18 protein-coding genes are annotated in these 23,474 nt (G+C 38.2%); 9 read left to right on the forward strand and 9 right to left on the reverse strand.

Annotated features, from left to right (window positions below; all coding sequences use genetic code 11):
• Window positions 1–40 precede the first annotated feature (40 nt).
• Genes BM107_RS06575 through BM107_RS06595 form a run of 5 tightly spaced genes read right to left on the reverse strand, consistent with a single transcriptional unit; the run spans window position 41 to window position 2,587 of the window.
• Entirely contained in the window at window positions 41–835 is a 795-nt protein-coding gene (locus BM107_RS06575; RefSeq protein WP_090981512.1) for an undecaprenyl-diphosphate phosphatase, read from the reverse strand.
• 5 nt (window positions 836–840) lie between these two features.
• A complete protein-coding gene (locus tag BM107_RS06580) occupies window positions 841–1,239 on the reverse strand; it encodes a type II toxin-antitoxin system VapC family toxin (protein ID WP_090981514.1) in 399 nt (132 codons plus the stop codon).
• The gene (gene vapB / locus BM107_RS06585; RefSeq protein WP_090981516.1) at window positions 1,239–1,442 is read right to left on the reverse strand and encodes a type II toxin-antitoxin system VapB family antitoxin; all 204 of its coding nucleotides are present in this window, start codon (window positions 1,440–1,442) and stop codon (window positions 1,239–1,241) included. The genes BM107_RS06580 and vapB overlap by 1 nt, the downstream gene beginning before the upstream one ends.
• Before the next feature lie 39 nt (window positions 1,443–1,481).
• Window positions 1,482–1,709 (reverse strand): DUF3098 domain-containing protein, encoded by a 228-nt coding sequence (locus BM107_RS06590; RefSeq protein WP_090981518.1) that lies wholly within the window; start codon window positions 1,707–1,709, stop codon window positions 1,482–1,484.
• Window positions 1,709–2,587: a cell division protein FtsX gene (locus tag BM107_RS06595; protein ID WP_090981820.1), complete on the reverse strand. Its 879-nt coding sequence runs from the start codon at window positions 2,585–2,587 to the stop codon at window positions 1,709–1,711. Before BM107_RS06595 ends, BM107_RS06590 begins: the two co-directional genes overlap by 1 nt.
• Before the next feature lie 199 nt (window positions 2,588–2,786).
• On the opposite strand from BM107_RS06595, the gene BM107_RS06600 reads away from it, so the two are divergent.
• Together BM107_RS06600 and BM107_RS06605 are read left to right on the forward strand one after the other, a co-directional pair.
• Window positions 2,787–3,215 carry a hypothetical protein gene (locus tag BM107_RS06600; protein WP_134204117.1) on the forward strand — a complete coding sequence of 143 codons (429 nt, stop codon included), beginning with the start codon at window positions 2,787–2,789 and terminating at the stop codon, window positions 3,213–3,215.
• A 526-nt stretch (window positions 3,216–3,741) separates the two neighbouring features.
• Window positions 3,742–6,681 (forward strand): leucine--tRNA ligase, encoded by a 2,940-nt coding sequence (locus BM107_RS06605; RefSeq protein WP_090981522.1) that lies wholly within the window; start codon window positions 3,742–3,744, stop codon window positions 6,679–6,681.
• 186 nt (window positions 6,682–6,867) lie between these two features.
• On the opposite strand, the gene BM107_RS06610 is transcribed toward BM107_RS06605, so the two are convergent.
• A complete protein-coding gene (locus BM107_RS06610) occupies window positions 6,868–8,166 on the reverse strand; it encodes a DEAD/DEAH box helicase (RefSeq protein WP_090981524.1) in 1,299 nt (432 codons plus the stop codon).
• 577 nt (window positions 8,167–8,743) lie between these two features.
• On the opposite strand from BM107_RS06610, the gene BM107_RS06615 reads away from it, so the two are divergent.
• Window positions 8,744–11,974: a SusC/RagA family TonB-linked outer membrane protein gene (locus BM107_RS06615; protein WP_090981525.1), complete on the forward strand. Its 3,231-nt coding sequence runs from the start codon at window positions 8,744–8,746 to the stop codon at window positions 11,972–11,974.
• A 15-nt stretch (window positions 11,975–11,989) separates the two neighbouring features.
• Entirely contained in the window at window positions 11,990–13,702 is a 1,713-nt protein-coding gene (locus BM107_RS06620; protein WP_090981527.1) for a RagB/SusD family nutrient uptake outer membrane protein, read from the forward strand.
• A 433-nt stretch (window positions 13,703–14,135) separates the two neighbouring features.
• On the opposite strand, the gene BM107_RS06625 is transcribed toward BM107_RS06620, so the two are convergent.
• Complete coding sequence (locus BM107_RS06625) at window positions 14,136–15,470, reverse strand: MFS transporter (RefSeq protein WP_090981529.1); 1,335 nt, start codon at window positions 15,468–15,470, stop codon at window positions 14,136–14,138.
• 70 nt (window positions 15,471–15,540) lie between these two features.
• Window positions 15,541–16,878, reverse strand: a complete 1,338-nt coding sequence (locus BM107_RS06630; protein ID WP_090981530.1) for an APC family permease — start codon at window positions 16,876–16,878, stop codon at window positions 15,541–15,543.
• Between the two features lie 427 nt (window positions 16,879–17,305).
• Here BM107_RS06630 and BM107_RS06635 point away from each other — a divergent pair, with 427 nt between their 5' ends.
• The 5 genes from BM107_RS06635 to BM107_RS06655 all read left to right on the forward strand — a co-directional run bounded on the left by BM107_RS06635 (window position 17,306) and on the right by BM107_RS06655 (window position 21,903).
• Entirely contained in the window at window positions 17,306–19,177 is a 1,872-nt protein-coding gene (locus BM107_RS06635; protein WP_090981532.1) for a DNA topoisomerase IV subunit B, read from the forward strand.
• Window positions 19,178–20,154: 977 nt separating this feature from the next.
• The gene (locus BM107_RS06640) at window positions 20,155–20,481 is read left to right on the forward strand and encodes a hypothetical protein (RefSeq protein ID WP_090981534.1); all 327 of its coding nucleotides are present in this window, start codon (window positions 20,155–20,157) and stop codon (window positions 20,479–20,481) included.
• Between the two features lie 33 nt (window positions 20,482–20,514).
• A complete protein-coding gene (locus BM107_RS06645; protein WP_090981536.1) occupies window positions 20,515–20,778 on the forward strand; it encodes a hypothetical protein in 264 nt (87 codons plus the stop codon).
• 38 nt (window positions 20,779–20,816) lie between these two features.
• Window positions 20,817–21,341, forward strand: a complete 525-nt coding sequence (locus tag BM107_RS06650; protein WP_090981538.1) for a stage II sporulation protein M — start codon at window positions 20,817–20,819, stop codon at window positions 21,339–21,341.
• Window positions 21,325–21,903: a hypothetical protein gene (locus tag BM107_RS06655; protein ID WP_090981540.1), complete on the forward strand. Its 579-nt coding sequence runs from the start codon at window positions 21,325–21,327 to the stop codon at window positions 21,901–21,903. The genes BM107_RS06650 and BM107_RS06655 overlap by 17 nt, the downstream gene beginning before the upstream one ends.
• Before the next feature lie 544 nt (window positions 21,904–22,447).
• Here BM107_RS06655 and BM107_RS06660 read toward each other — a convergent pair.
• Window positions 22,448–23,470, reverse strand: a complete 1,023-nt coding sequence (locus BM107_RS06660; protein ID WP_090981542.1) for a YihY/virulence factor BrkB family protein — start codon at window positions 23,468–23,470, stop codon at window positions 22,448–22,450.
• Between the last annotated feature and the right edge of the window lie 4 nt (window positions 23,471–23,474).

Consider the following 23,474-nt stretch of genomic DNA (forward strand, 5'->3'; position numbering starts at 1 on the left):
CAAAAATCGGGACAAGTTATGGTTAAAATATTTAGATGAATTATATAATCTGTAAATTATGTCCGCTTAGCAAAAGGATGATAATAATTAAACCTGCTGCAATTCTATACCATCCAAAAACTCTGAAACCATGTTTGTTCAGGTATCCGATAAAACTTTTTATCGCTAAAAGTGCTACAATAAATGCAACAACGTTTCCGATAATCAGCAGGTTGGTTTGGTCATGCGTAATGGTGTGTCCTTCTTTATAAAAGTCGTATAGTTTTTTTGCAGTTGCAGCAAACATGGTGGGTACCGCCAGGAAAAACGAGAATTCTGCTGCCACTTTTCTGCTTAATTTCTGACTCATTCCGCCCACAATAGTTGCTCCAGACCGTGATACACCCGGTAACATGGCAATACATTGGAAGAAACCGATTTTCAGCGCCGTTAAATAGCTGATTTCCTCTTCTTCATTAATGGTTGGTTTGTTAAACCACTTATCTACAAATAATAAAATAACACCTCCGATTAACAATGAAATACCAACGGCCATCGGGCTTTCTAATAATTCGTCGATTTTTTTGCTCAATAACAAGCCAAATACGGCTGCGGGAATAAAGGCCACGAGCAATTTAATATAGAAGTTTATCGATTTAAAGAATCTTTTAAAATATAGCACAACCACCGAAAGTATGGCGCCGAGTTGGATTACAATGGTAAAAAGTTTCACAAATGGTTCTGAGGCAATGCCCATAAGCGATGATGTAATGATCATGTGACCTGTGCTCGATACAGGTAAAAATTCGGTTAATCCTTCAACAATGGCAAGGACAATAGCTTCAAAAGAATTCATATTGTTTAGTTAATGGGCTGTTCCCAATGTAATTTTATTTTATATTTTTTTAATTTTTTGTCTCGTGAAATCAATACTAAATTCTCTGAAATGGCTTGAGATACAATAATCCGATCAAAAGGATCATTGTTGATAAATTCGAGGTTTAGTAATGTTATGAGATGGGTTTCATTAATGGGGATAATCTCAATCTGGTTTCTTTCTGCAAATCTAAAAAGCGCTTCAAAGCCGATTTTTAAATCGAGCTTTCCAATCTGTTTTTTAATGGCAATTTCCCAAAAAGAAGCAATGCTTATGAAGCAGGATGTATTGATATCAGATAGCCTTTTTTTAACTGAAACAGGTAATTGATCATCACCTGCCACAAACCATAAAAAGGTATGTGTATCTAATAAATATGCCATTAAATATAATCTGCAAACATTTCTAAAGGCTCGTCAAAATCATCTGATAATTTGATCTTACCTTTCGCATACCCAAATTCACGTGATTTTAATTTCGGCTTATTTTTTTGTTTTGTTTTTAAGAATTCAACAAAATCTGCAACTTCCTGCCTAAGGTTTAGGGGAAGTGAATTAATTTCAATTTGCAAATTTGTTGTTGTCATATTATAAAGTTAAAAAACACTTTACCGAATACAAAACATTTATTTTTTTAAAATGGCATAAATACCAAAAGCAAAGCCTGCTAACACCACCATCGGCGCCAATAAAGTTCTTCTGAAATCGTAAATATCACCAGTGCTGCCCATCATCAGGATAAAACCAACTGCTACGATTGCAATGCTGATTAACAACAACTGATAATTTTTTTTGGTGAAAACCAATTCGTTTTTAACGTCCTTTACAACCGGACCTGTTTTTTTTTCTGCCATTATCTATAAAGATGATAAGATTTTAAACGTAAATATCTGCTTACTGCAAACCATGTACTAATTCCTGTTATAAAAATACCCACAACCAAAAGGCCTATAAATACAAAGCCAAATTCCTGGTAGTTATTTAAAATAATAATTTCAGGCACCTCTTTGCGGGCGTAAATTAAAGTAGCCAATAAAATAATAATAGCTATAAATGCCGCAATTAAGCCATGTAAGGCCGCATACAGTAAGAAAGGACGTCGGATAAAATTTTTCGTTGCACCAACCAGCTGCATACTTTTAATTAAAAATCGCTGCGAGTAGATTGCTAATCTTATGGTGTTGTTAATCAGCGCTATCGAAATAATTAATAACAGCGCTGCAAAGGCTAAAATAATTAAACCGATGGTGTTGATATTTTTGTTTACCATATCAATTAAAGAACTCTGGTAAACTACTTCTTTCACTACAGGGTTTTTAGAAATACTGGTTTTTAAGGCCTCGATACTTTTATTGTTTGCATATTCTGCTTTTAAGTACACATCGAAGGTAGAAGTCAGTGGGTTGTATCCCAGGAAATTAACAAAATCCTCGCCTAAATCCTGTGTTAAGTTTCTGGCTGCAAGCTCTTTATTTACATATTGGGTCTGCTTTACCGCAGGGTTGGCATTCAGCTCTTTCTGGAAAGCCAAAACATCAGCTTCTTTTGCGCCTTCATCAACAATAATGTTTAAAACAATGTTTTCTTTGACGTAGTTAGATAGGTTTTTGGCGTGTACAAGTACTAAACCAAGTAGTCCAAGCATTAATAAAACCAAGGCAATACTGATGATAGTAGAGATATAAACGGTTTTGGTTTTCTTAGATGCATCACTTACTTCGAATTCTTCCATGTATTTCATTTTTGTTTCTGCGAAAATATAAATTATACCTGATAAACACCAATTAATGAATGTTAAATGAATACTAACGTACGCGATCTGCTTTTAGTTTGAAGATTAATTCTTCAACCAAGATGGTTGTTTTTCTAAAGACGGTACGAAATTTGTCAAAAAGGCGTTAATTATGGATATCGTAAAACTAAATTTAACTATGAACAGACAAATTACCATTTTTAGCCTATTCTTTTTTATCGCTTCTACATTTATTTCCTGCAAAAAAGACACTACTTCTTTAAAAGCCCAAATGATGGGTAAATGGACATTAAATAAAATCGTAACTTCTGGATACACCGCTGAAGAAACTTTGAAAGATCCAAAAAAGACGAACGGAACGGTTAATTATGGTACCACAAGTGACTATATCGACTTTAAGTCAAACAATGATGACCAGGTAGAGTTGAGTTTATCGGGAAACAGAACCATCGGTACTTACGTGATCATCTATTCCGATCAGTTTAGCATGGATATTAACGACGGGCTGAATTATTGTAAGATAAACAGCATCACAGCAAATAAATTAGAGTTTACTGCTAAAATTGATAAAACTAACGTAACCAAAGTATATTCTTTATCAAGATAAGATCTTAATCCCCGATTATTTGCGGCGCCATTGGTTTTAAAATCAATGGCGCTTTTTTGTTGCGTCGGTTGTTACCAACCGACGCTAAACGATGATTATTTTGCTTTACTGTGGTGTCAGTTGTTGCCAACTGACACGGAATAGCAGATCAGGATTCTTTCGATAGCAAGTCAGAAGCTAACATCAGATCTCACGGAGGGAACTATCAATAAATCATTTTTGATGGAGTAAATTAATAAAAGATAATTAAGGTTTCACTTATCCTGAATGCCCGGATAGTCGGATGGTAACATCCGACTACACATCCATAGTCCGTTTTTCCGGATTTGATTTCTTACAGGTCGTTTAATTTTGTAAAAATCCTTTAACAGTCAGATGTTAACAGTTGCAATACATAATAAGCCTGGATTCTGGTCATAACTTATTCTCGTTCTGAATATATCCAAGGCTAAATATTATCCTGAATCTACTTTTTAAAGCCCCTTAATTTCCGTATTTTCGCCCCTTTAAAAATTTAAAACTTGCAATGGATTACCAATTCAAAGAAATAGAACAAAAGTGGCAGAAATTTTGGGCAGATCATCAAACATTTAAAGCCGAAAGCAATTCTGAGAAACCAAAATATTATGTGTTAGATATGTTCCCATATCCATCAGGAGCAGGTTTGCACGTTGGTCACCCGCTGGGTTACATTGCATCAGATATTTTTTCAAGATACAAACGCCTTAAAGGCTTTAACGTATTGCATCCAATGGGATACGATTCATTCGGGTTACCTGCAGAGCAATACGCCATACAAACCGGTCAGCATCCAGCCATTACTACTGAGGCTAATATTGCAACCTACCGCCGTCAGTTAGACCAGATAGGTTTTTCTTTCGATTGGAGCAGGGAAGTGCGTACCAGCGAGCCATCATATTACAAGTGGACACAATGGATTTTTATGCAGTTGTTTAATTCCTGGTATAACATCGAAAACGACAGGGCCGAGGACATTAGCACGCTGATCGAAAAATTTAATGCTTCTGGTACGGCTGACGTAAAGGCCGTATGTGATGATGACACCAGGGTATTTTTGCCAAGTGACTGGGCAACCTTTACTGAAGAAGAAAAACAGATTGAATTGCTAAAATACCGTTTAACCTATCTGCGTGAGAGTACGGTAAACTGGTGCCCTGCTTTAGGCACAGTTTTGGCAAATGACGAGGTTAAAGACGGCTTTTCTGAACGTGGCGGTTTTCCTGTTGAGCAAAAGAAAATGATGCAGTGGAGTATGCGTATTACGGCCTATTCTGATCGCCTTTTGCAAGGTTTGGATACCATTGATTGGCCTGAGCCAATTAAAGAAATGCAACGCAACTGGATCGGTAAAAGTGTTGGCGCATCTGTAAAGTTTGCAGTTGACAATTCGCAGTTGTCAGTTAAAGAAACTGGAAATTCAGAACCGAAAACTGAAAAATATATTGAGGTTTTTACCACACGTGTAGATACCATTTTTGGCGTTTCGTACCTGGTTTTGGCTCCGGAACATGAGTGGGTTGCCGAATTGACCACACCAGAACAAAAAGAAGAAATTGAAAATTATATCGCTGTAACCAAAAAGAAATCGGAATTAGATCGTATGGCTGATACCAAAACGGTATCGGGTGCTTTTACGGGTACTTATGTGATTAATCCGGTAAGTGGCGAACGCGTGCAGTTGTGGATTGCCGATTACGTGCTGGCAGGGTATGGAACCGGTGCTGTGATGGGGGTCCCAAGCGGCGATCAACGCGACTGGTTATTTGCTAAACATTTCAATTTGCCGATTGTACAGATTTTAGATGCACAGAAAGATATCGATGTACAGGCAGATCCAACAAAAGAAGGAAGATACATTAATTCTGGTTTTATTAACGGAATGGAGTACAAAGAGGCGGTTGCCTTTTTGAACAACTGGTTGGAAGAACGTGGTGCAGGCAAGGCAAAAGTAAACTTCCGTCAGCGTGATGCGATTTTTGGTCGCCAGCGTTACTGGGGTGAGCCTATTCCGGTTTACTTCAAAGATGGATTGCCTTATTTGGTTAAGGAAGAAGAATTGCCATTGTTGCTTCCTGAAATTGATAAATATTTACCGACTGAAAGCGGCGGGCCGCCTTTGGCCAGGGCCGAAAACTGGTTGCCTGCTGATGGTGGACATTACGAAATGAGTACCATGCCGGGCTGGGCCGGAAGCAGCTGGTACTGGTACCGTTATATGGATGCCAATAATGATGCTGAATTTGCCTCAAAAGAAGCAGTTGAATACTGGAAAGATGTGGATTTGTACATTGGTGGTTCTGAACATGCAACCGGCCACTTGTTGTACAGCCGTTTCTGGAATAAATTTTTGAAAGATTTGGGATATACCAAAGAAGAAGAGCCTTTCAAAAAGCTGATTAACCAGGGGATGATTCAGGGTAGGAGTAATTTTGTTTATAGGCTTTCAGTAAACGATAGTGAGGGTAGAATTAGGGATAGTTACTTTTTATCCCACACAATTTTTCAGCAGTATAAAAAAAGTAGTGATACAGAAAAACTAGAAGCTTTAAAGCTTTGGTTTATTGATTATAATGAGACTGATAATCTTTCAATTGTTCCGCTGCATGTAGACGTAAATATTGTGAATAATGATGTTTTAAATATCGATAAATTTAAAAATTGGAGATCTGATTTTGTAGATGCTAAATTCATTTATGAAGATGGTACAAATTCCAAATTCGTAGACAACGGACTTTACATCTGCGGTGTTGAGGTAGAAAAAATGTCGAAATCAAAATTCAACGTAGTTAATCCCGATGATTTGATCGACCGTTATGGTGCCGATACGTTGCGTATGTACGAAATGTTTTTGGGGCCTTTGGAGCAGAGCAAACCCTGGAATACCAATGGAATTGAAGGCGTATTTAAATTCCTGCGTAAATTCTGGAGATTATTCCACAATGAGGCATGGGAATTCACCGTATCTGATGCTGAACCTACCAAAGCAGAATTAAAATCATTGCACAAAATCATTAAAAAGGTACAGGATGATATTGAGCGTTTTTCGTTCAACACTTCTGTATCAAGTTTTATGATTGCGGTAAATGAATTAACAGATCTGAAATGCAAAAACCACCAGATTTTGCAAGACATGGTGATTATTCTTTCACCATATGCGCCGCATATCTGCGAAGAACTTTGGGTATTATTGGGTAACGAAGCGGGAACTTTATCATATGCTGCCTTCCCAACATTTAAGCCTGAGTATTTAGTAGAAGATGAGTTTGCTTATCCGGTTTCTATTAACGGTAAAATGAAAATGAACCTGAATTTGAGCTTAACATTAGCACAACCAGAAGTAGAAAGCATTTTATTGGCTGATGAGCAATTCCAGAAATTTTTAGATGGAAAGCCAACTAAAAAAATCATTTTCGTTAAAGGAAAAATTATTAATGTAGTGGTTTAAAGGTAGAAGGCGGAAGGTAATAGGGTGGAAGGTTTTCCTTGCGCTTGCCTAAACTAAAAATATAAAAACCCGGGTTACGTTTCGTAATCCGGGTTTATTTTTATAAGCCTAACGCTGTCAAGGCTGTGGGTTTTAAGCCTTATGCCTTCTACCTTCCAGCCTTCTACCTTCCAGCCCTCTGCCTCACTAATCTCTCTTCCTTCTGTTTCCGCCAAATCTCCTGTTATTGCTCGCATTACGGGGTTTGCCGCTCATATTGCCATCGCCACCTTTTTTAGCGCCACCACCACCTTTAGATTGGGCTTGCGGTTTACGTTTTACCTGGTTTTTGGCTAACATATTTTCCCAGCTTAACGGATAAGGATGATCATCAACAACTGGAAGCGTAATTTTAATCAGTTTCTGAATATCCAGCAGGTATTCGTTTTCTTCAGCATCACAGAACGAAATGGCAATACCATTTGCGCCTGCGCGGCCCGTACGGCCAATCCGGTGAACATAAGATTCAGGAATGTTTGGTAATTCAAAATTGAACACATGCGACAGCTGATCAATATCAATACCACGGGCGGCAATATCGGTGGCAACCAAAACGCGGATTTTCCTATCCTTAAAATCTGTCAATGCCCTTTGTCTGGCATTTTGCGATTTATTGCCGTGTATAGCCGCCGCTTTGATCCCGGCATGGCCTAAATCCTTAACAATACGGTCTGCACCATGTTTGGTACGCGTAAAAACCAGGGCTGTCTGGATATTTTTATCTTCAAGAAGATGGATCAATAATTTCTTCTTATCTGGTTTGTCTACAAAATAAACCGATTGCACAATGGTTTCGGCTGTAGAAGAAATCGGAGTCACTTCTACTTTCGTCGGACTGGATAAGATGGTATTGGCCAATTTCTGGATTTCATCTGGCATGGTTGCCGAGAAAAATAAGGTCTGGCGTTTGGCAGGCAATTTAGCCACTACTCTTTTCACATCGTGGATAAAGCCCATATCCAACATTCTGTCAGCTTCATCCAAAACGAACAGCTCGATCGTATTCAGGTTAATAAAGCCTTGGTTCATTAAATCGAGTAAACGGCCAGGAGTGGCCACCAGAATATCAACTCCTTTTTTCAATGCCTCTACCTGCGAGAACTGGTTTACGCCACCAAAAATTACCAAATGGCGAAGGTTTAAATTTTTGCCATAGGCTTTAAAGCTTTCCTCAATCTGGATAGCCAGTTCGCGGGTTGGTGTTAACACCAATGCCTTGATATTTTTGGTTGCCTTGGTATTGATGTGTTTTTCGTGCAGTAACTGCAGCATCGGAATGGCAAAAGCAGCCGTTTTTCCGGTACCGGTTTGCGCGCAACCCAATAAATCTTTGCCTTTTAATATGGTTGGGATGGATTGCTCCTGTATGGGTGTTGGTTGTGAATAACCTTCGGTCTCAAGCGCCTTTAAAATTGGCTCAATGAGGTTTAATTCTTTGAATAACATGTATGTTTTTTATAATTTATCGAAGAAGCTAGAACAATCAAATTGTTGAAGGACTAACTTGCGGAGAGAATATGCCATTCAGAATGGCAAGCCCTTATTCCTGCTTCAGCGACAAAGATACGAAAAAAAGTGCCATTAGTATATTTTATGGTAAATCTGATCTGAATCTTGATTATCATACAATTTATGTTTTTAAATATTACATATAATAATTTTTACACAGTATTTTCGGATTTTTAATTTGTAGTATAATTATTTTTATATGTATATTTATTATTATTTAAGTGTATTTTTTACACTAATGATTACTGGCTTTGAAAATACCATTATGTAAACTATAAATTAAACAAGTTAAAACCTATCTAGCCAATTACCTATGAGAAAAAAACTACTTACCCGCAGAAGAAATCCATTCTTCTTCCATACCTGCCTTTTTTTGAAATTATCCCAACCGGGCGGATGGACTTTATAAATGCTTCATCGTGAGCTGATTAAAATAAACCGATGCTACTGGGCTTATTAAGCCAGGTCGCATCGGTTTATAAATACGCATTATTTAACTAATCAATATAAACCTATGAAACAAAATTTATTCTGTATCAGGAGGGGGTTTCTTCTCTTGTGTTTAGGGATGTTATTTGCACTTGGTGCAATGGCCCAAACAAAAATCACTGGTAAAGTTATTGCAAGTGATGACAAATTACCCGTTGTTGGTGCAACCATCAAAATTAAGAATGGAACCGGAGGCACAACTACAGATGCCAACGGAACATTTTCTTTAAATGCAAAGCCTACTGATGTATTGGTGATTTCATTTATTGGATATGGAGGTAAGGAGGTAACGGTAGGCTCTCAAACCAGTATTACGGTTATTTTGCAGGCCGAAAACAACAATTTAACCGAAGTAGTGGTTACCGGTTACTCTGCTCAGAGAAAAAAAGATTTAACTGGTGCCGTTGCAGTAGTAAGCATGGATTTACTAAAAGCCCAACCTGCTGCAAGTGCTGTAGAGGCACTTCAGGGTAAAGCAACAGGGGTGCAGATTGTAAATGACGGTGCGCCCGGCTCCACACCACAAATCAGAATCAGGGGTAACAGTACCATTAATAACAACGACCCGCTTTATGTGATTGACGGAGTGCCTTTTGAAGGAAAGTTATCCTGGCTTAACCAAAATGATATCGAAAGTATGCAGGTGCTTAAAGATGCATCTTCAGCTTCTATTTATGGAGCACGTGCCAATAATGGTGTCGTAATTATCACTACAAAAAAAGGGATATCCGGTGCGCCAAAAATTACACTTGATTCTTACTATGGCACACAAGTGCCAAGGCGGAGCAGCTTTCCTGAAATGATGAATCCTCAGCAATATGCACAGTATGTATTTGATGGATACACCAATGCGGGCAAACCTGTTGCGGCGGGTAAAAACTATGGTTCGGGTGCTACGCCGGTGTTGCCCGAATATTTGGTGGCAGGTTTAAAACTTGGTCAGGATGTTACGGCGGCAGACGCAGACCCTGCCAAATATAATTACAGTCGTGATCCGAATTTATTTTACCAGATTACAAAGGCCAATAAAGAAGGTACCAATTGGTTTAGGGAAATTACGCAGGCTGCGCCTGTTCAAAATTATCAGCTTAGTGCTTCAGGTGGCGGAGAAAATGCAACTTATGCCATTAGTGCGGGATACCTGAATCAAAAAGGCACGATAAAGTATACTGATTTTAAACGTTATAGTTTTAGATCCAATACCGGGATTTCTGCGTTTAATAAACGTGTACGTTTTGGAGAGAATGTCCAGTATAGTTATACTGAAGGTTACGGATTCGGGGTTAACCCGAATACCCCAGGTGGTTACCAGGATCAGGGAAGTGCGCTAGGCTGGGCATACCGGATCCCTACCATTATCCCGGTTTATGATATTGCCGGAAACTTTGCCGGTAGTCGGGGTAGCCAGTTAGGTAATGCAGAAAACCCGCTTGCCTTTTTATACAGGGCAAAAGACAATATCAATAAAAACAATTTCTTTTTTGGTAATATTTTTGGCGAGGGCGATATCATTCCCGGTTTGGTATTAAAAACTAATTTTGGTATACGTTATGAAAACTATAATGGTTTATCTATGCGTTATCCGAACCTCGAATTTTCTGAAGGTAATAATTCAAACAATTTGAATGAATATCAGGGATATAATACGGAATGGACCTGGACAAATACCTTAAATTATACTAAAGTAATTAATGAAGAGCACAAAATAAGTGCATTAATCGGCACGGAGGCGATCAGGTCGAGATCCAGACAACTGAATGGAGGCCGGAATGATTTCTTTCTTTTAGGGAATCCTGATTATTATTACCTGACTACTGGTTCTTCAAACATTAACAACTCCAGTACCGGAGCAGTAGGTTCATTATTTTCCGTATTTGGTAAACTCGATTATTCGTTTAAAGACCGCTACCTGGCTAGTTTCACTATCCGTCGGGATGGTTCATCTAACTTTGGAGAGGCCAATAAATATGGTAATTTTCCAGCGGTTAGTGCCGGATGGCGAGTATCTGAAGAGGAATTTATGAAGGGCATTAAATGGATTACGGATTTAAAACTTCGGGGCGGATACGGAGAAACCGGTAACCAGCGGATACCACCATATAACTACATGAACAGGTACGAAAGTTCTATTGCCAATGCTGCCTATGCAGTTGGCGGTGGAAATGGCCTTACCACTGGTGTGCGCCAAAATGCTTATCAAAACCCCGATATCAAATGGGAAGCGGTAAAATCTTTAAATATCGGTCTTGATTTTACCCTATGGGGCGGAGCTATTGATGGATCGGTTGATTGGTATAACAAAAAAACAACTGATATGCTTTATCCTGTGCCATTACCATCAAGTGTAGTTGGTTTAGGAAGTTCGCCATTCGTAAACATTGGCGATATGAGCAATAAAGGGGTTGAATTTAATGTGGCTTATCATTATGGAAGAAATGCGGATAGCCCTTTTAAATTTGACGTTGGTTTAAATTTTTCAAAAAACAACAATGAAATTGTAAAGCTGGCACCAGGCATTTTTAACCAGGTATATGGTAATTACAGGAGTTTACAAACCAGTGTACTACAGGAAGGTTCACCTCTTGGTTCATTTTTTGGCTATAAAACAGCGGGAATTTATCAGAGTACAGCCGATATCCAAAATAATCCCTCTTATGCTGGTGCAAGGGTAGGTGGCTTACGTTATCAGGATATTAATGGTGACGGAGTAATTGATCCGAAAGATCGCACCATAATTGGAAATCCAAATCCTGATTTCACCTATGGGATAAACCTAAATGCATCTTACAAAAACTTCGATATTTCTGCTTTCTTATATGGTGTGCAGGGAAATGACATTTTTGAGGCTACCCGTTATTTTACCGATTTTCCTTCCTTTGATGGTGCAAAAAGTGTTAGATTACTTAATGCATGGAGTCCAACCAATACCTCAAGTCTGATTCCATCTTCTTATGCAGGTGCTTCAGATCTGGAGTTTGCATCTTCAAGCTATTACATCCAGAAAGGAAGCTTTTTGAGATTGAAAAATTTACAAATTGGCTATTCTATCCCAACAGCAAAAGTTTTTGGTCAAAATTCCGGTATCAGTAAATTAAGGGTATATGTTAGTACAAGTAACTTATTTACCATTACAAAATATACAGGCCTGGATCCGGAGATCAGTCAGATTGTAGACACTTTTACTGCTCCGGGAGTAGATCAAGGGGTTTATCCGTCACCACGTCAATTTTTAATCGGTATTAATGTTGGATTTTAATTAAAAGATATCAAGATGAAACATATAAAATATATTCTTCTTTCCTTATTAATTTGTATTACGTTTTCATGCAAGAAGGAATTTTTAACAGTTCAGCCTCAAGGTCAACTCTCAGAAGACCAGCTGATGAGCCAGGATGGAGTTGAGGGGCTTTTAATAGGTGCTTATGGTTTGTTAAATGGTAATGTGAATGGTACCTGGGGCAATTATGGTGCTGCACCGAGTCAATGGTTATTTGGCGAAGTCGCCTCAGATAATGCACATAAAGGAAGTAGCACAGGTGATCAGCCTCCAATGAACGCAATTGAACAGCATTCGCCAACCAGCACAAACGATAACTTATCAAATCTCTGGGACCGGTGTTTTGAAGGAATCCAGCGTTGTAACAGTACACTAAGGGTTTTAGCGAGTTTGCAAGCCGGAGGCGGTTCAGGTAAATTTAGTGATGCCCGTGCAAAGGAAATCCAGGGAGAAGCCAGATTACTGCGTGCACATTATTATTTCTTTTTGGTACGGGTATTTAAATCAGTACCTTATGTTACAGAAGCGAGCAATGGTACTTTTGTTCCAAATGATAAGGATATTTATCCTAATATTATAGCCGATCTTCAATATGCTGTAGCTAATTTAAGTACAACCAAACCCAAAAACCAAAAAGGAAGGGTTGATAAATATGCCGCCCAGGCTTATCTGGGGAAAGTTTATCTATACCAGAAAAAATATACTGAAGCCTACGATCTATTAAATGCGGTAATTTTGGCCAAGGCAGATTTAACCACAATGCCTTATTCAGATAATTTCGACATTACCAAAGAGGACGGACCAGAAACGATTATGGCTGTTGAACATTCGGTTGGAACAGATGGTACAAGCGGAGATAATGGGAACGTTGGCGATATGCTTAATTTTCCCTATGGTAATGCACCAATTAACTGCTGTGGCTTCTTTCAACCTTCCATTGATTTAGCCAACTCTTTTAAAGTAAGTACTTTAGGCCTGCCATTGCTGGATGGAAGCTATCGCAATAATCCATATCAATCTGATTTGGGCTTGACTGGTTCAGCTAAAGATAATTATGTGGTAGATAAAACGCTACCTTTAGATCCTAGAATTGAATCTACCATAGGAAGAAGGGGCGTTCCCTACCGTGACTGGGGTTTAATGGCAGGCGATACCTGGATTCGTGATTCCAGCAACGGAGGCCCCTTTATCGCTGTTAAAAATACCATTGATATTGCCCAGCTAACCAGCGGAACCGCACCGGGTGCTACCAATGTGAGCGGATTAAATGTGAATCTGATTCGTTTAGGCGATGTTTATTTAATGGCTGCAGAATGTGCAGTAGAAAAAGGCGATTTAAGCAGGGCTTTAACGCTGGTAAATGCCGTAAGAGCACGTGCCGCTAAAATAACGCCACAAACCATAAATGGAACGCCTGCAGCCGCATATAAAGTGAGTCAATACCCGGCATTTCCGGATGATACTTATGCCAGAAATGCCGTACGTTTCGAACGTAGGTTAGAGTTAGCTATGGAAGGACACCGGTTTTTTGATTTGGTAAGGTGGGGTATAGTAAAACAAACCCTTGAGAGTTATTTTGCTTTTGAAGGCGGGTATTTTAACTACCTGAAAGGAATTAGTATAGAAAGCCGAGATGAATATTTCCCTTTACCGCAGGATCAGATAGACAGGAGTAAGGGAACGTTAAAACAAAATACTGGATATTAGGTGAATTGATAATGGAATACATTAGCGGAGCGATGATCAAAACATTGCTCCGCTGATGTTTTCTTACATGTTTTTTAAATCTATATTTTTTAATTGCGGACTGAATAAGCAAATGGGTACGCCTGAAGCTATCTGTTTTAACAAAATATTTCTTCATTCGGCTTCCTTTCTCTGCAGATTGAAAAAGCATCTTGCTCGGTGGGGTTAGGTAACTGTAATATGGCTACTGCGCTAAGTAAAATAAACCCGACCGACAGCGTTATCCCGATCAGAACGGATTTAATTCACACGTTTTGTGCTATCGGGATTAAGCAAAGGGCGGGACTACAGTAACCGAAACGGCACCGCAATTGCTTTCCATAAAAAATAGCTATCATAAAAGTAGTTTATTGATGATATTTAGATTAGTATGGTATCTTTTAATATCTAGAAACTATTTATCTTCCTTAAATCTGCTGAAAACCAGCAGCGCTATTAAACAAAGCCCAAAACCTACCACGCCATTTAACCTTAACCCATAATCATTGCCCGGATCTTTACCATAAATGGTGAGCATGGCAAAAATGGCAATACCCAGGGTTTGACCAAGTTTTACAAAAAGATATTTCACCGCGAAAAACATGCCTTCGTGGTTTTCACCAGTTTTCAACGTGTCTTTTTGTGCAATATCGGCCAGAATCGCAGTAGGTAAAATGCCAAGCGCTGCCAGTGGGAAAGAGGCTGATAATACCAGGATATAAATCTGCGTATATGGCCCGAAAGGTAGTTTACCTAAAAAGAAAATAGTGACGAATATTAAACACAACACGCCAAAGGCAAGCAATACGAAAGGCTTTTTGCCAATTTTAGCGGAACCAAAGTTTACCAGTGGATAAAATAGCAAAGATGCCATAACCATGGCGCCCATAAATTTGCCTCCTTCTGATTCCGGCAGCCCCAATAAAACCGTACAGAAGAACAATAAACCACTTGATATAATGCTTAGTGCCGTGTAGAAGGCAAAATCAGATATAAGGTAGTATTTAAAATTACTGTTTTTAAAAGTACTTTTTATAGCTGGCCATAACGGAACGTGCGTAGGTTTGGCCACCGAAAATTCTTTTTCATTAATGAAAAGAATGGGTAATAACATCACCAATCCGGATAAGATGCACAAACCCCATATTGCGGCTTGAATGGCTTCGCTGCGGCTGCTTACATGAAAGTTAGCTTCAACCAGATCGGCAAAGTTATTGGTACAGGCCGATAAAATAATGCCGATAACAAAGCCCACCTGCTGGTAGCTGGATAACTTAACTTTTTGCTTCGGCGTATGGGTTACTTCAGCCAGCAAAGCATTATAGGGGATAATATAGGTGGTAACCGATATAAAAAATAAACAAAGTGTGATGGTGAGCCACCAGGCATTATGCAAACTTTCTGTTTTTTGAATGGGGTAAAAAACTAATCCGCAGAAAAGCATAGCCGGCACAATGGCCCATTTCATAAAAGGCATTCGGCGACCGTTTTTATTGGTACTCGCATCGCTTCTTGAAGCGATGAAAGGATCGTAAATCGCATCTACCAGTCTGCCTGAGGCCGCGATGATAGAAAGGATATTAAATGCACCCAACAAAACAAGCTGTGGTACTAAAGGTGTTAAGCCAGCGTTACTTGGCGGCAGGTAGACATAGGGAAGCATAACGATGATAATGTTGGTCATCGTACTCCAGCCAATCATACCGGCGGCATAAGCAATTTCTTGTTTTAAGGAGAGTGTTTTGTTCATTAATTTTTTAAAAAGTGTTTTCTAAAACTCGCAGGTTTTTGAAACCTGTGAGGTTTAAACTTGAGATGAATTATTTCTTATTAAACCACTTGCTTACAAAATAGATGACCAGAAAGCCGGCAAAAATATATAAACCATTAAGTGCTGCGTCTTTGTCATCGGCGTAAATGCTGAAAGCAACAAAAGTATAAGCTGCAATAAATATAATAGGCAATATAGGATATAATGGCACAGTATAAATGCTTTTTTTATCAAGATGTGCGGTCCTTTTGCGGAGAATGAAAATGGTTGCTGCAGAACTCGCCATACTAATACTTTCTAAGAAAATGGTATAGTTTAAAATTTTATCGAAGGTTTTCGCATAGAAAATAATCACCACCGAAATCAAAGTGAAAACGGTTAAACTAACGGTAATTACTTCTGTTTTTTTGTTCATCCTGCTAAAAATTTTTGGCAGAGCCCCTTCTTCGCCCATCGCAAACATGGCCCTTGGGTTGCTCAGCAGATTCACATTCACATAACCCATTACCGAGAAAAAAATAATTATCGAAAGTGCGTTAAATCCGGCAGGACCGAATATTTTTGAAGCCAATATTGCCGCTATACTTTCGGCCGATTTTAATTCTTCGAAACCGATTACTTTCACATATGCATAGTTAATGGCCAGGTAAAGGGTCACAATAATGCTTAAACCTATAATAATGGAGCGCGGGATTACTTTTTTGGCCTCTTTAACTTCACCACCAAAGTTGATGGTTTGCGCATAACCTGCATAAGAGAAAGAAACGGCAATTAAACAAAGGCCTAGTGCCTTTCCATAATCAGACCAGGTTGGTAAAGCTCCTGTTGCGGTTTTAAAAAACGGTATAACGGTTTGTGTTTGGCTACCAAAAAATACCGCACATATGAGCGTTAAAATCATCCCGATTTTAATTACCGTTAATATGTTTTGCGTTTTGGAACTTGCTTTTAAGCCTAACAGATTAATGAAATAAAATACTAAAATGGTGGTAATGGCTATGGCTACCCTTGATGTTTCGGTTTGTATAGCCGGCGGTAATATAATCTTGCTCAGGTACTCTGCCCCGATAATAGATATGGCCGCTACCGATGCCGCGCTTGAAATAATCACAATACAATTAATGGCAAAGGCAATGGAAGGATGGTAAGCCACCGAGAAGATTTTGTAATAGCCACCAGTTACCGGAAAACGCGAACCGATTTCGGCATAAGTTAATGCACCGCAAAAAGCTACAAAACCGCCGATAAACCAGGCCAGGTAAAACAATTCGGGAACCTGGGCCTTAGCTGCCACATTTACCGGTGTACGGAAAACACCCATTCCAATCACTAAACTCACCACAATCATGGATAAATCAAAGAGCGAAAGCCGTTTCTTTTGTTGCATTAAAAAGGATTTTTGAATAATTGGATGAAGATAGGGAAATTATGTAAAGATGTGAGATGGGTGATGTGAGATAAGATGTGAGATGGAAAAGGGAGGATGGAGGTGAAATTTATGGGGCATGGTCTTTTGGTTCATTGGTCATTAGTTACTAGTTAATTGGTCACTAGTTCATTGGTGCATGGTTGATAGCCAATGGATAAATTAACAACCAGGCCATTATCCATTTTACATATTCCATCATCCATCTTTATGTTGAAATTTTCTTTTGTTTGCCTCACAGAATAAAACTATTATTGTATAATAATTCTGAGGAACTTATTTGAAAATGTTTTTTATTTCAATCATCAGGATTGTTTCTACAAATTCTTCATCACTTTGCAGATCAAAAAATGCAAGGGTTTTTCATTGAAGAACAGATAAACACATTATGGCAGAAGTAATTTATAACGACGACAGTATCCGCTCATTGGATTGGAAAGAGCACATCAGGTTACGCCCGGGTATGTATATCGGTAAACTTGGCGATGGCTCTGCACAAGATGATGGTATTTATGTTTTGTTAAAGGAAATTGTAGACAACTCTATTGATGAGTTTGTAATGGGAACCGGAAAAACCATCGAAATTACACTATCCGAGCAAAAAGTTAACGTTCGCGATTATGGCAGGGGCATTCCATTAGGGAAAGTAATTGATTGTGTAAGCAAAATCAATACGGGTGGTAAGTACGACAGTAATGCTTTCCAAAAATCGGTGGGTTTAAATGGCGTGGGTACAAAAGCAGTAAATGCATTATCGACCAGTTTTACCGTTCAATCGTACCGCGATGGAAAAACCAAAAAAGTAGAATTTTCTAAAGGGGAAATCGTAAATGAAAATCCGGTAATCGACACTACACAACGTAATGGTACCGCCATTACTTTTTATCCTGACGAAAGTATTTTCAGAAATTATCATTACATTGCTGATTTTGTGGAGAGCATGGTTTGGAACTATGTTTTCTTAAATACGGGTTTAACAATCAATTTCAATAACCAGAAATATTTTTCAGAGAGAGGCCTTTACGATCTGCTTTCCAAATTTAATAAGCCCGAAGAAATCAGGTACCCGATTATTCATATGGTTGGTCCCGATATCGAAATTGCGATGACACACGGTCAGCAATATGGCGAAGATTACCACTCGTTTGTTAACGGGCAGCATACCACACAGGGTGGAACGCATCAGGCAGCTTTCAGGGCAGCAGTAGTGAAAACGGTTCGGGAGTTTTTCAAAAAAGAGTTTGAAGCAGCTGATGTGCGTTCATCCATTATTGCGGCCATTTCTATCCGCGTGCAGGAACCTGTATTTGAATCGCAGACCAAAACTAAATTAGGTTCGCAGAACATGGGACCTGAAGGACCTTCTGTAGCTACTTTCATTAACGATTTTGTTAAAAAAGAACTGGATGATTACCTGCACAAGAATCCGGATGTTGCCGATGCTTTGTTAAAAAGGATTATGCAATCGGAGCGGGAGCGTAAGGATATTGCGGGGATTAAAAAACTGGCTAACGATAGGGCTAAAAAGGCATCCCTACACAATAAAAAATTACGCGATTGTAAAGTTCATTTCAATACCACCCACGAAAAGCGTTATGAAACTACCCTTTTTATTACGGAAGGGGATTCAGCCTCTGGTTCCATTACCAAATCGCGTGATGTAGATACCCAGGCGGTATTTAGTTTGAAAGGAAAACCACTTAACTGTTACGAACTGACCAAAAAGGTAGTGTACGAAAATGAGGAGTTTAACCTGCTGCAACATGCTTTAAACATTGAAGATGGTTTAGATGGGCTTCATTATAACAATATCGTGATTGCAACAGATGCTGATGTGGACGGTATGCACATCCGTTTGCTGATGATGACTTTCTTTCTGCAGTTTTTTCCTGACCTGGTAAAGGCAGGCCATGTTTACATTTTGCAAACGCCGCTTTTCAGGGTTCGGAATAAAAAGGAAACCATTTATTGCTATAGCGACGAAGAACGTAAAAATGCTATCGAAAAACTGGGCAATAAACCTGAAATAACCCGATTTAAAGGATTGGGTGAAATTTCTCCGGATGAATTCGGTTTGTTTATAGGCAAAGACATCAGGTTGGATCCTGTTATTTTAAAGGACCAGACGATTAAAAGCCTGCTTGAATATTATATGGGGAAAAATACACCCGACAGGCAGCAGCATATTATCCGCAACCTCAGGATCGAAAAGGATGAGGTAAATGAAGAACCTAAAGTGATTACTGAAGAAGTAGCGTAGGAAAGATTTTTCGGCTATGATACCATTGACGTTATTTCAAAATCATTTATTAATGATCGACTTATGGAACTATTTTTACACCATAAATGATCCCTCAGGATGACAGGTTGCTGGATTTGTCTAAATCCCATATAAGAAGTCAACTTGACTTCTTTTTTATTAACGCGTTATTTTGATTGCAATAAAGGGAATGAATTCAATCATATTGAATTTGGTTTAATATCTGCCCTGTTATTTTGCGCTATGAAGACCATGTGATAAACTCAGGTTGACGATTGGAGAGAACGAATTTTGTCATAGTGAACTTGTTTCTCTATTGTTTGGAGAAAATATTTTTTTGCTGATAAAAAGGTAGCGATATGAGCTACCTTTTGTGCTGTTATATTTGAGTTACTTCACTAAAATACAACATGGACAAAAAATACATTAAATACAAACTTTAACCAGGCAATAGTGCTCCGTTTTCATCATTTCATTGGTGCAGGCAAATGTCAGCATCAGCAGCCTTGCAGCAAGATTTGGGATAGTCCTGCGCTTTGATAAAGGGGGCATAGAGTACCTTTAAAAAAGCTGGCAGTTCCTACAGTTGAATACAGGCATAATGACCACGCTTTGGCTTTTTTATTTATGATCTTTTCTGAACCGTGTTAATACCTTGTTTTGTGGTCTCATCCCGAGTAACAAAGTTTTTTACTAAGTCTTTCAGTAAATCGGAAAGTTAAGCTTCGCTTTAAACCTATACACCCCAACAGTTCCCCTATTTCTGCAGGGTTGCAGATAATTCATTATAATTAACTCTTTCGCAAATCGAAACGGAAAATGGGGTTATTCAGAAGGTCTTCCATTATTCCGCCTATTTTTTTGTTTTCTGATGAATAAGATATTGACAAACGATGCCTAAGTTTCATCGGGAATAAAAGTGTATCTACTATTTATATTTTTTTGTATTATTAATGATATTTATTTATAATTGAAATATGGTTAGAATAACAGCTGATAAGAATACTTTTGTCTGTCCTAAATGTAATAATAATATCCCTTGGACTGAAATGTTACAGTTTAAAAAAGGGCATGAAACTGTTTGTAGTAACTGTAAAACTCACTTGGTAACAAAAAATCCTGTTTCATTTTCTTGGGGGTTTCTTTTGGGATTTTTAGGATTTATCGTTCCAGCAAAAACAATATCATATTTATACGATAATATTCTACTAGCATTTATTTGCGGCGTTTCAGGTGCGACATTAATAATATTAATATTACTTATATATCTTTATAATACTACTGAATTTATTGAAGCCAATTAATCAACCAATTTTATATCACTTAATCTAAAAAAAATGAAAAAAATCAAATCTTCGTTAGCATTAGTAATCGTATGCGCTGCATTTGGTCTCGCAAACACATCTAACATTAGCGCCAAAGTTGGCAAAGTATGGTGGGGAATTGGCGAACTTGTATCGCACAATAAAAATGCGGGTTTAGGCACTAGAGCTGCGGTAGGAGCAATTGGTATTGCGGATGCTGCTGTTTGGGGCTTTGCTGTAGGTAGTGTTGCAACTCCAGTTGCAGGCGCAATTGCGGGGGCAGTAGCTGGTGCTTAATTTATAAAGTGGGCGAGAAATCGCTCACTTCAACCAAAATGAAAAATTATTTTATCCTCTCATTAGTGACCTATGCAATGGGCATAGCAGTTTGTTTCTGCATCGATATTGATACTTCTTTCAGCAAATCTGATACAGAAAAGATTGAAACATTTTACTCTGGATTTAAACAAGAGAAAAAGACACAGGTTTTAAGTCACATCATAAAGAATAACCTCAATGTGCTGCTGATAAATTTTATTGGGATATTTTCTTTTGGTGTATTATCCTTTATCAACACGGCTTACAATGGATTCACTCTTACCTATATTTTAAGAAGTGCTTCCAGCGCCTATTCTTCTGAGCAGCTATTGAATAATATCCTGCCTCATTCTATTGAACTGATTGGATTATTAATATCGACAGCCATATCATTTTATTGTGGCGTCCATTTCTTCAAGTTCTGTTTCATAAAAACACAACCTAAAAAATTTAAACTAAATCAAATTATTTATTTAGCGATAGTAAGTGTTTTTATCACCATTATCGCTGGTTTTTTCGAAGTATATGTATCACTGGCTTAATAAAAAAGTAAATAACTATATTTTATTAGTATTTGTAGTGTTATCAACGTCCGCTGCTTTTGTTTGGACTTCAAACGAAGCAGGAAATTTGCAGAAAATGATCTCAGGCAGCGATAACGGCTATTTCAAAGTATTGTCAAATGTCAACAATGTAATTTCTTTTTTCATCCCAATTATTCTTTTGGCGTTTTTTAATTTAACTTCAAGAATCGTCGCTTCTATTTTAGATTTGAAATTAGATTTGGAAAATTTAAACCTTTCAATTGCTTACGCCTTTATTCCCGTGTTAATCAGCGTTGCCGCATATTCTATTTTGCTGTCAAACTTGGACACGGGATTGTTATCTGAAGGCGCTTCATTAAGTCAGTTAAGTGAGATTTACCTATTTGGTAAATTTACCATGAGAGATTATACTTATGTCGGTTATGTCTCTTGGGTATTATTTTTTATTATCTACTCATTCAATGTGAATAAACGTTGTGAAGTGGAATTGTATAAAGCTTTTATTATATGCTGTACACCAACGATTATAGTTCTTTTAATAAGGGCTTTATTTGCGTAATTTAAAACCAAGCATTTTTTGATCCAAGTTTGTATCTGCGCGGCTTAAGGAAAGTTGTCATTACTGCAGTTACCCAAAAGCAATAGTTTGATGTGATTATTCCTGCTAATCAAATGAAGTAGCGATATAATTAAGTATTGTCATAGATGATATCTTTTTTAATAATATGCTTTACCGTTCATGTTCACAAGCGGCCCGATGACAGCGAAATAATCAATGCGCTTTCGCTTCTGGTTGAAAAGCATGTTTCCATAGGTCTCTAGCAATTTACGATAGATTAGGTCGAAAAGGATTTACTTGGAACCATAAAAGGTTTATCGAATTTATACCACTAGGAGGCTTGATATTCAGCGTACGGCCAAGAAAAGACTGCCAGAAAGAGTCATAAAGCCATTATCTGTTCCAGAAACTACAGATGTAGTATGGTCTATGGATTTTATGAGCGATGCCCTTAATGGCTCCGCTATCCATTGAATGACTTCAATAAAAACATCGCCTCTCTACCTAAGCAGCGCGCGGCAGAGAGATCTTTAAACTAAATTAATTACTCTTCTGGTGCATTTACCGTATTTTCCGGATGCTGAGGGGGCAATACATCTACCTTTTTTTCTACAATGGTGATTTTCGTAAATACGGCATATTTACTTGGAGAAATACCCCTGTCATATTTTTCTGCATAAGCCTGGGTAAATTCAGCGCCGAAATAGAGTATGATCGAGGTATAATAAATCCACAATAAGATCACAATGATGGAGCTGGCTGCGCCAAATGCAGAGCCTGGGTTCCCTTTTTCAATATAAATACCAATCAAATATTTACCTAAGCTAAAGAGGACAGCCGTAAATAAAGCACCGATTATTGCAGATTTCCAACGGATAATCACATCAGGTAATACCTTGAAAATAACTGCAAAAACAGCTGTAACAGCGGCAAGGGTAATTACATTGTTCAAAATGTAGATCAGTAAAGCCATGGTATCATTTGCAACCGGAATAACCTCATTTATTTCGCTTTTCGAAAGCAAGTTGGCCAATTTTGAGCCCAAACCCACTACTATGCTGTTAACCACCAGCGAAACCAGCAATAAAAAGCCCATCGATACAATTAAAGAGAAAGACAATAACCGGTTGGAAAGCATTTTAAGCCAACCTTTTTTAGGTACAGCTTTTACTTTCCAGATCATGTTGATGCTATCTTGTATTTCAATGAAAATAGCCGTTGATCCGATAATCAACGTTCCTATACCAATAATTAAACCAATGGTAGACTGACCAGATTTATTGGCATGTTCTACAAAACCCTGAATTTGTGTAGCTGCATCTCTGCCCACCATTTCGGTTACCTGGCCATAAAACTGGACCCTTGTCTTTTGGTTTCTTTCGTCGCCAAAAAACAACGTGGCTGCCGAGAGGAGGATAATAATCAGAGGAGTAAGTGAAAAAATAGTGTAGTAAGCGAGCGAAGCACTCAATTTAGTTACCCGATCTTCTACAAAACCTTTTCCGGCAGCAACAAAAAGATGATAAAGTGCAATAAAGAAATTTTTGATCTTGGTGATTACTTTCATCTGA

The sequence above is a fragment of the Pedobacter suwonensis genome, assembly GCF_900111825.1.
GTDB classification, from domain to species: Bacteria; Bacteroidota; Bacteroidia; order Sphingobacteriales; family Sphingobacteriaceae; genus Pedobacter; species Pedobacter suwonensis.

What these genes read in the sequence shown, in the direction of transcription:
- BM107_RS06615 (WP_090981525.1), top strand. Translation starts at nt 8,744, where the DNA reads ATGAAACAAAATTTATTCTGTATCAGGAGGGGGTTTCTTCTCTTGTGT.
- BM107_RS06620 (WP_090981527.1), top strand. Translation starts at nt 11,990, where the DNA reads ATGAAACATATAAAATATATTCTTCTTTCCTTATTAATTTGTATTACG.
- BM107_RS06625 (WP_090981529.1), bottom strand. Translation starts at nt 15,470, where the DNA reads ATGAACAAAACACTCTCCTTAAAACAAGAAATTGCTTATGCCGCCGGT.
- BM107_RS06630 (WP_090981530.1), bottom strand. Translation starts at nt 16,878, where the DNA reads ATGCAACAAAAGAAACGGCTTTCGCTCTTTGATTTATCCATGATTGTG.
- vapB (WP_090981516.1), bottom strand. Translation starts at nt 1,442, where the DNA reads ATGACAACAACAAATTTGCAAATTGAAATTAATTCACTTCCCCTAAAC.
- BM107_RS06650 (WP_090981538.1), top strand. Translation starts at nt 20,817, where the DNA reads ATGAAAAATTATTTTATCCTCTCATTAGTGACCTATGCAATGGGCATA.
- BM107_RS06610 (WP_090981524.1), bottom strand. Translation starts at nt 8,166, where the DNA reads ATGTTATTCAAAGAATTAAACCTCATTGAGCCAATTTTAAAGGCGCTT.
- BM107_RS06605 (WP_090981522.1), top strand. Translation starts at nt 3,742, where the DNA reads ATGGATTACCAATTCAAAGAAATAGAACAAAAGTGGCAGAAATTTTGG.
- BM107_RS06590 (WP_090981518.1), bottom strand. Translation starts at nt 1,709, where the DNA reads ATGGCAGAAAAAAAAACAGGTCCGGTTGTAAAGGACGTTAAAAACGAA.
- BM107_RS06600 (WP_134204117.1), top strand. Translation starts at nt 2,787, where the DNA reads ATGAACAGACAAATTACCATTTTTAGCCTATTCTTTTTTATCGCTTCT.
- BM107_RS06595 (WP_090981820.1), bottom strand. Translation starts at nt 2,587, where the DNA reads ATGGAAGAATTCGAAGTAAGTGATGCATCTAAGAAAACCAAAACCGTT.
- BM107_RS06645 (WP_090981536.1), top strand. Translation starts at nt 20,515, where the DNA reads ATGAAAAAAATCAAATCTTCGTTAGCATTAGTAATCGTATGCGCTGCA.
- BM107_RS06575 (WP_090981512.1), bottom strand. Translation starts at nt 835, where the DNA reads ATGAATTCTTTTGAAGCTATTGTCCTTGCCATTGTTGAAGGATTAACC.
- BM107_RS06635 (WP_090981532.1), top strand. Translation starts at nt 17,306, where the DNA reads ATGGCAGAAGTAATTTATAACGACGACAGTATCCGCTCATTGGATTGG.
- BM107_RS06640 (WP_090981534.1), top strand. Translation starts at nt 20,155, where the DNA reads ATGGTTAGAATAACAGCTGATAAGAATACTTTTGTCTGTCCTAAATGT.
- BM107_RS06660 (WP_090981542.1), bottom strand. Translation starts at nt 23,470, where the DNA reads ATGAAAGTAATCACCAAGATCAAAAATTTCTTTATTGCACTTTATCAT.
- BM107_RS06580 (WP_090981514.1), bottom strand. Translation starts at nt 1,239, where the DNA reads ATGGCATATTTATTAGATACACATACCTTTTTATGGTTTGTGGCAGGT.
- BM107_RS06655 (WP_090981540.1), top strand. Translation starts at nt 21,325, where the DNA reads ATGTATCACTGGCTTAATAAAAAAGTAAATAACTATATTTTATTAGTA.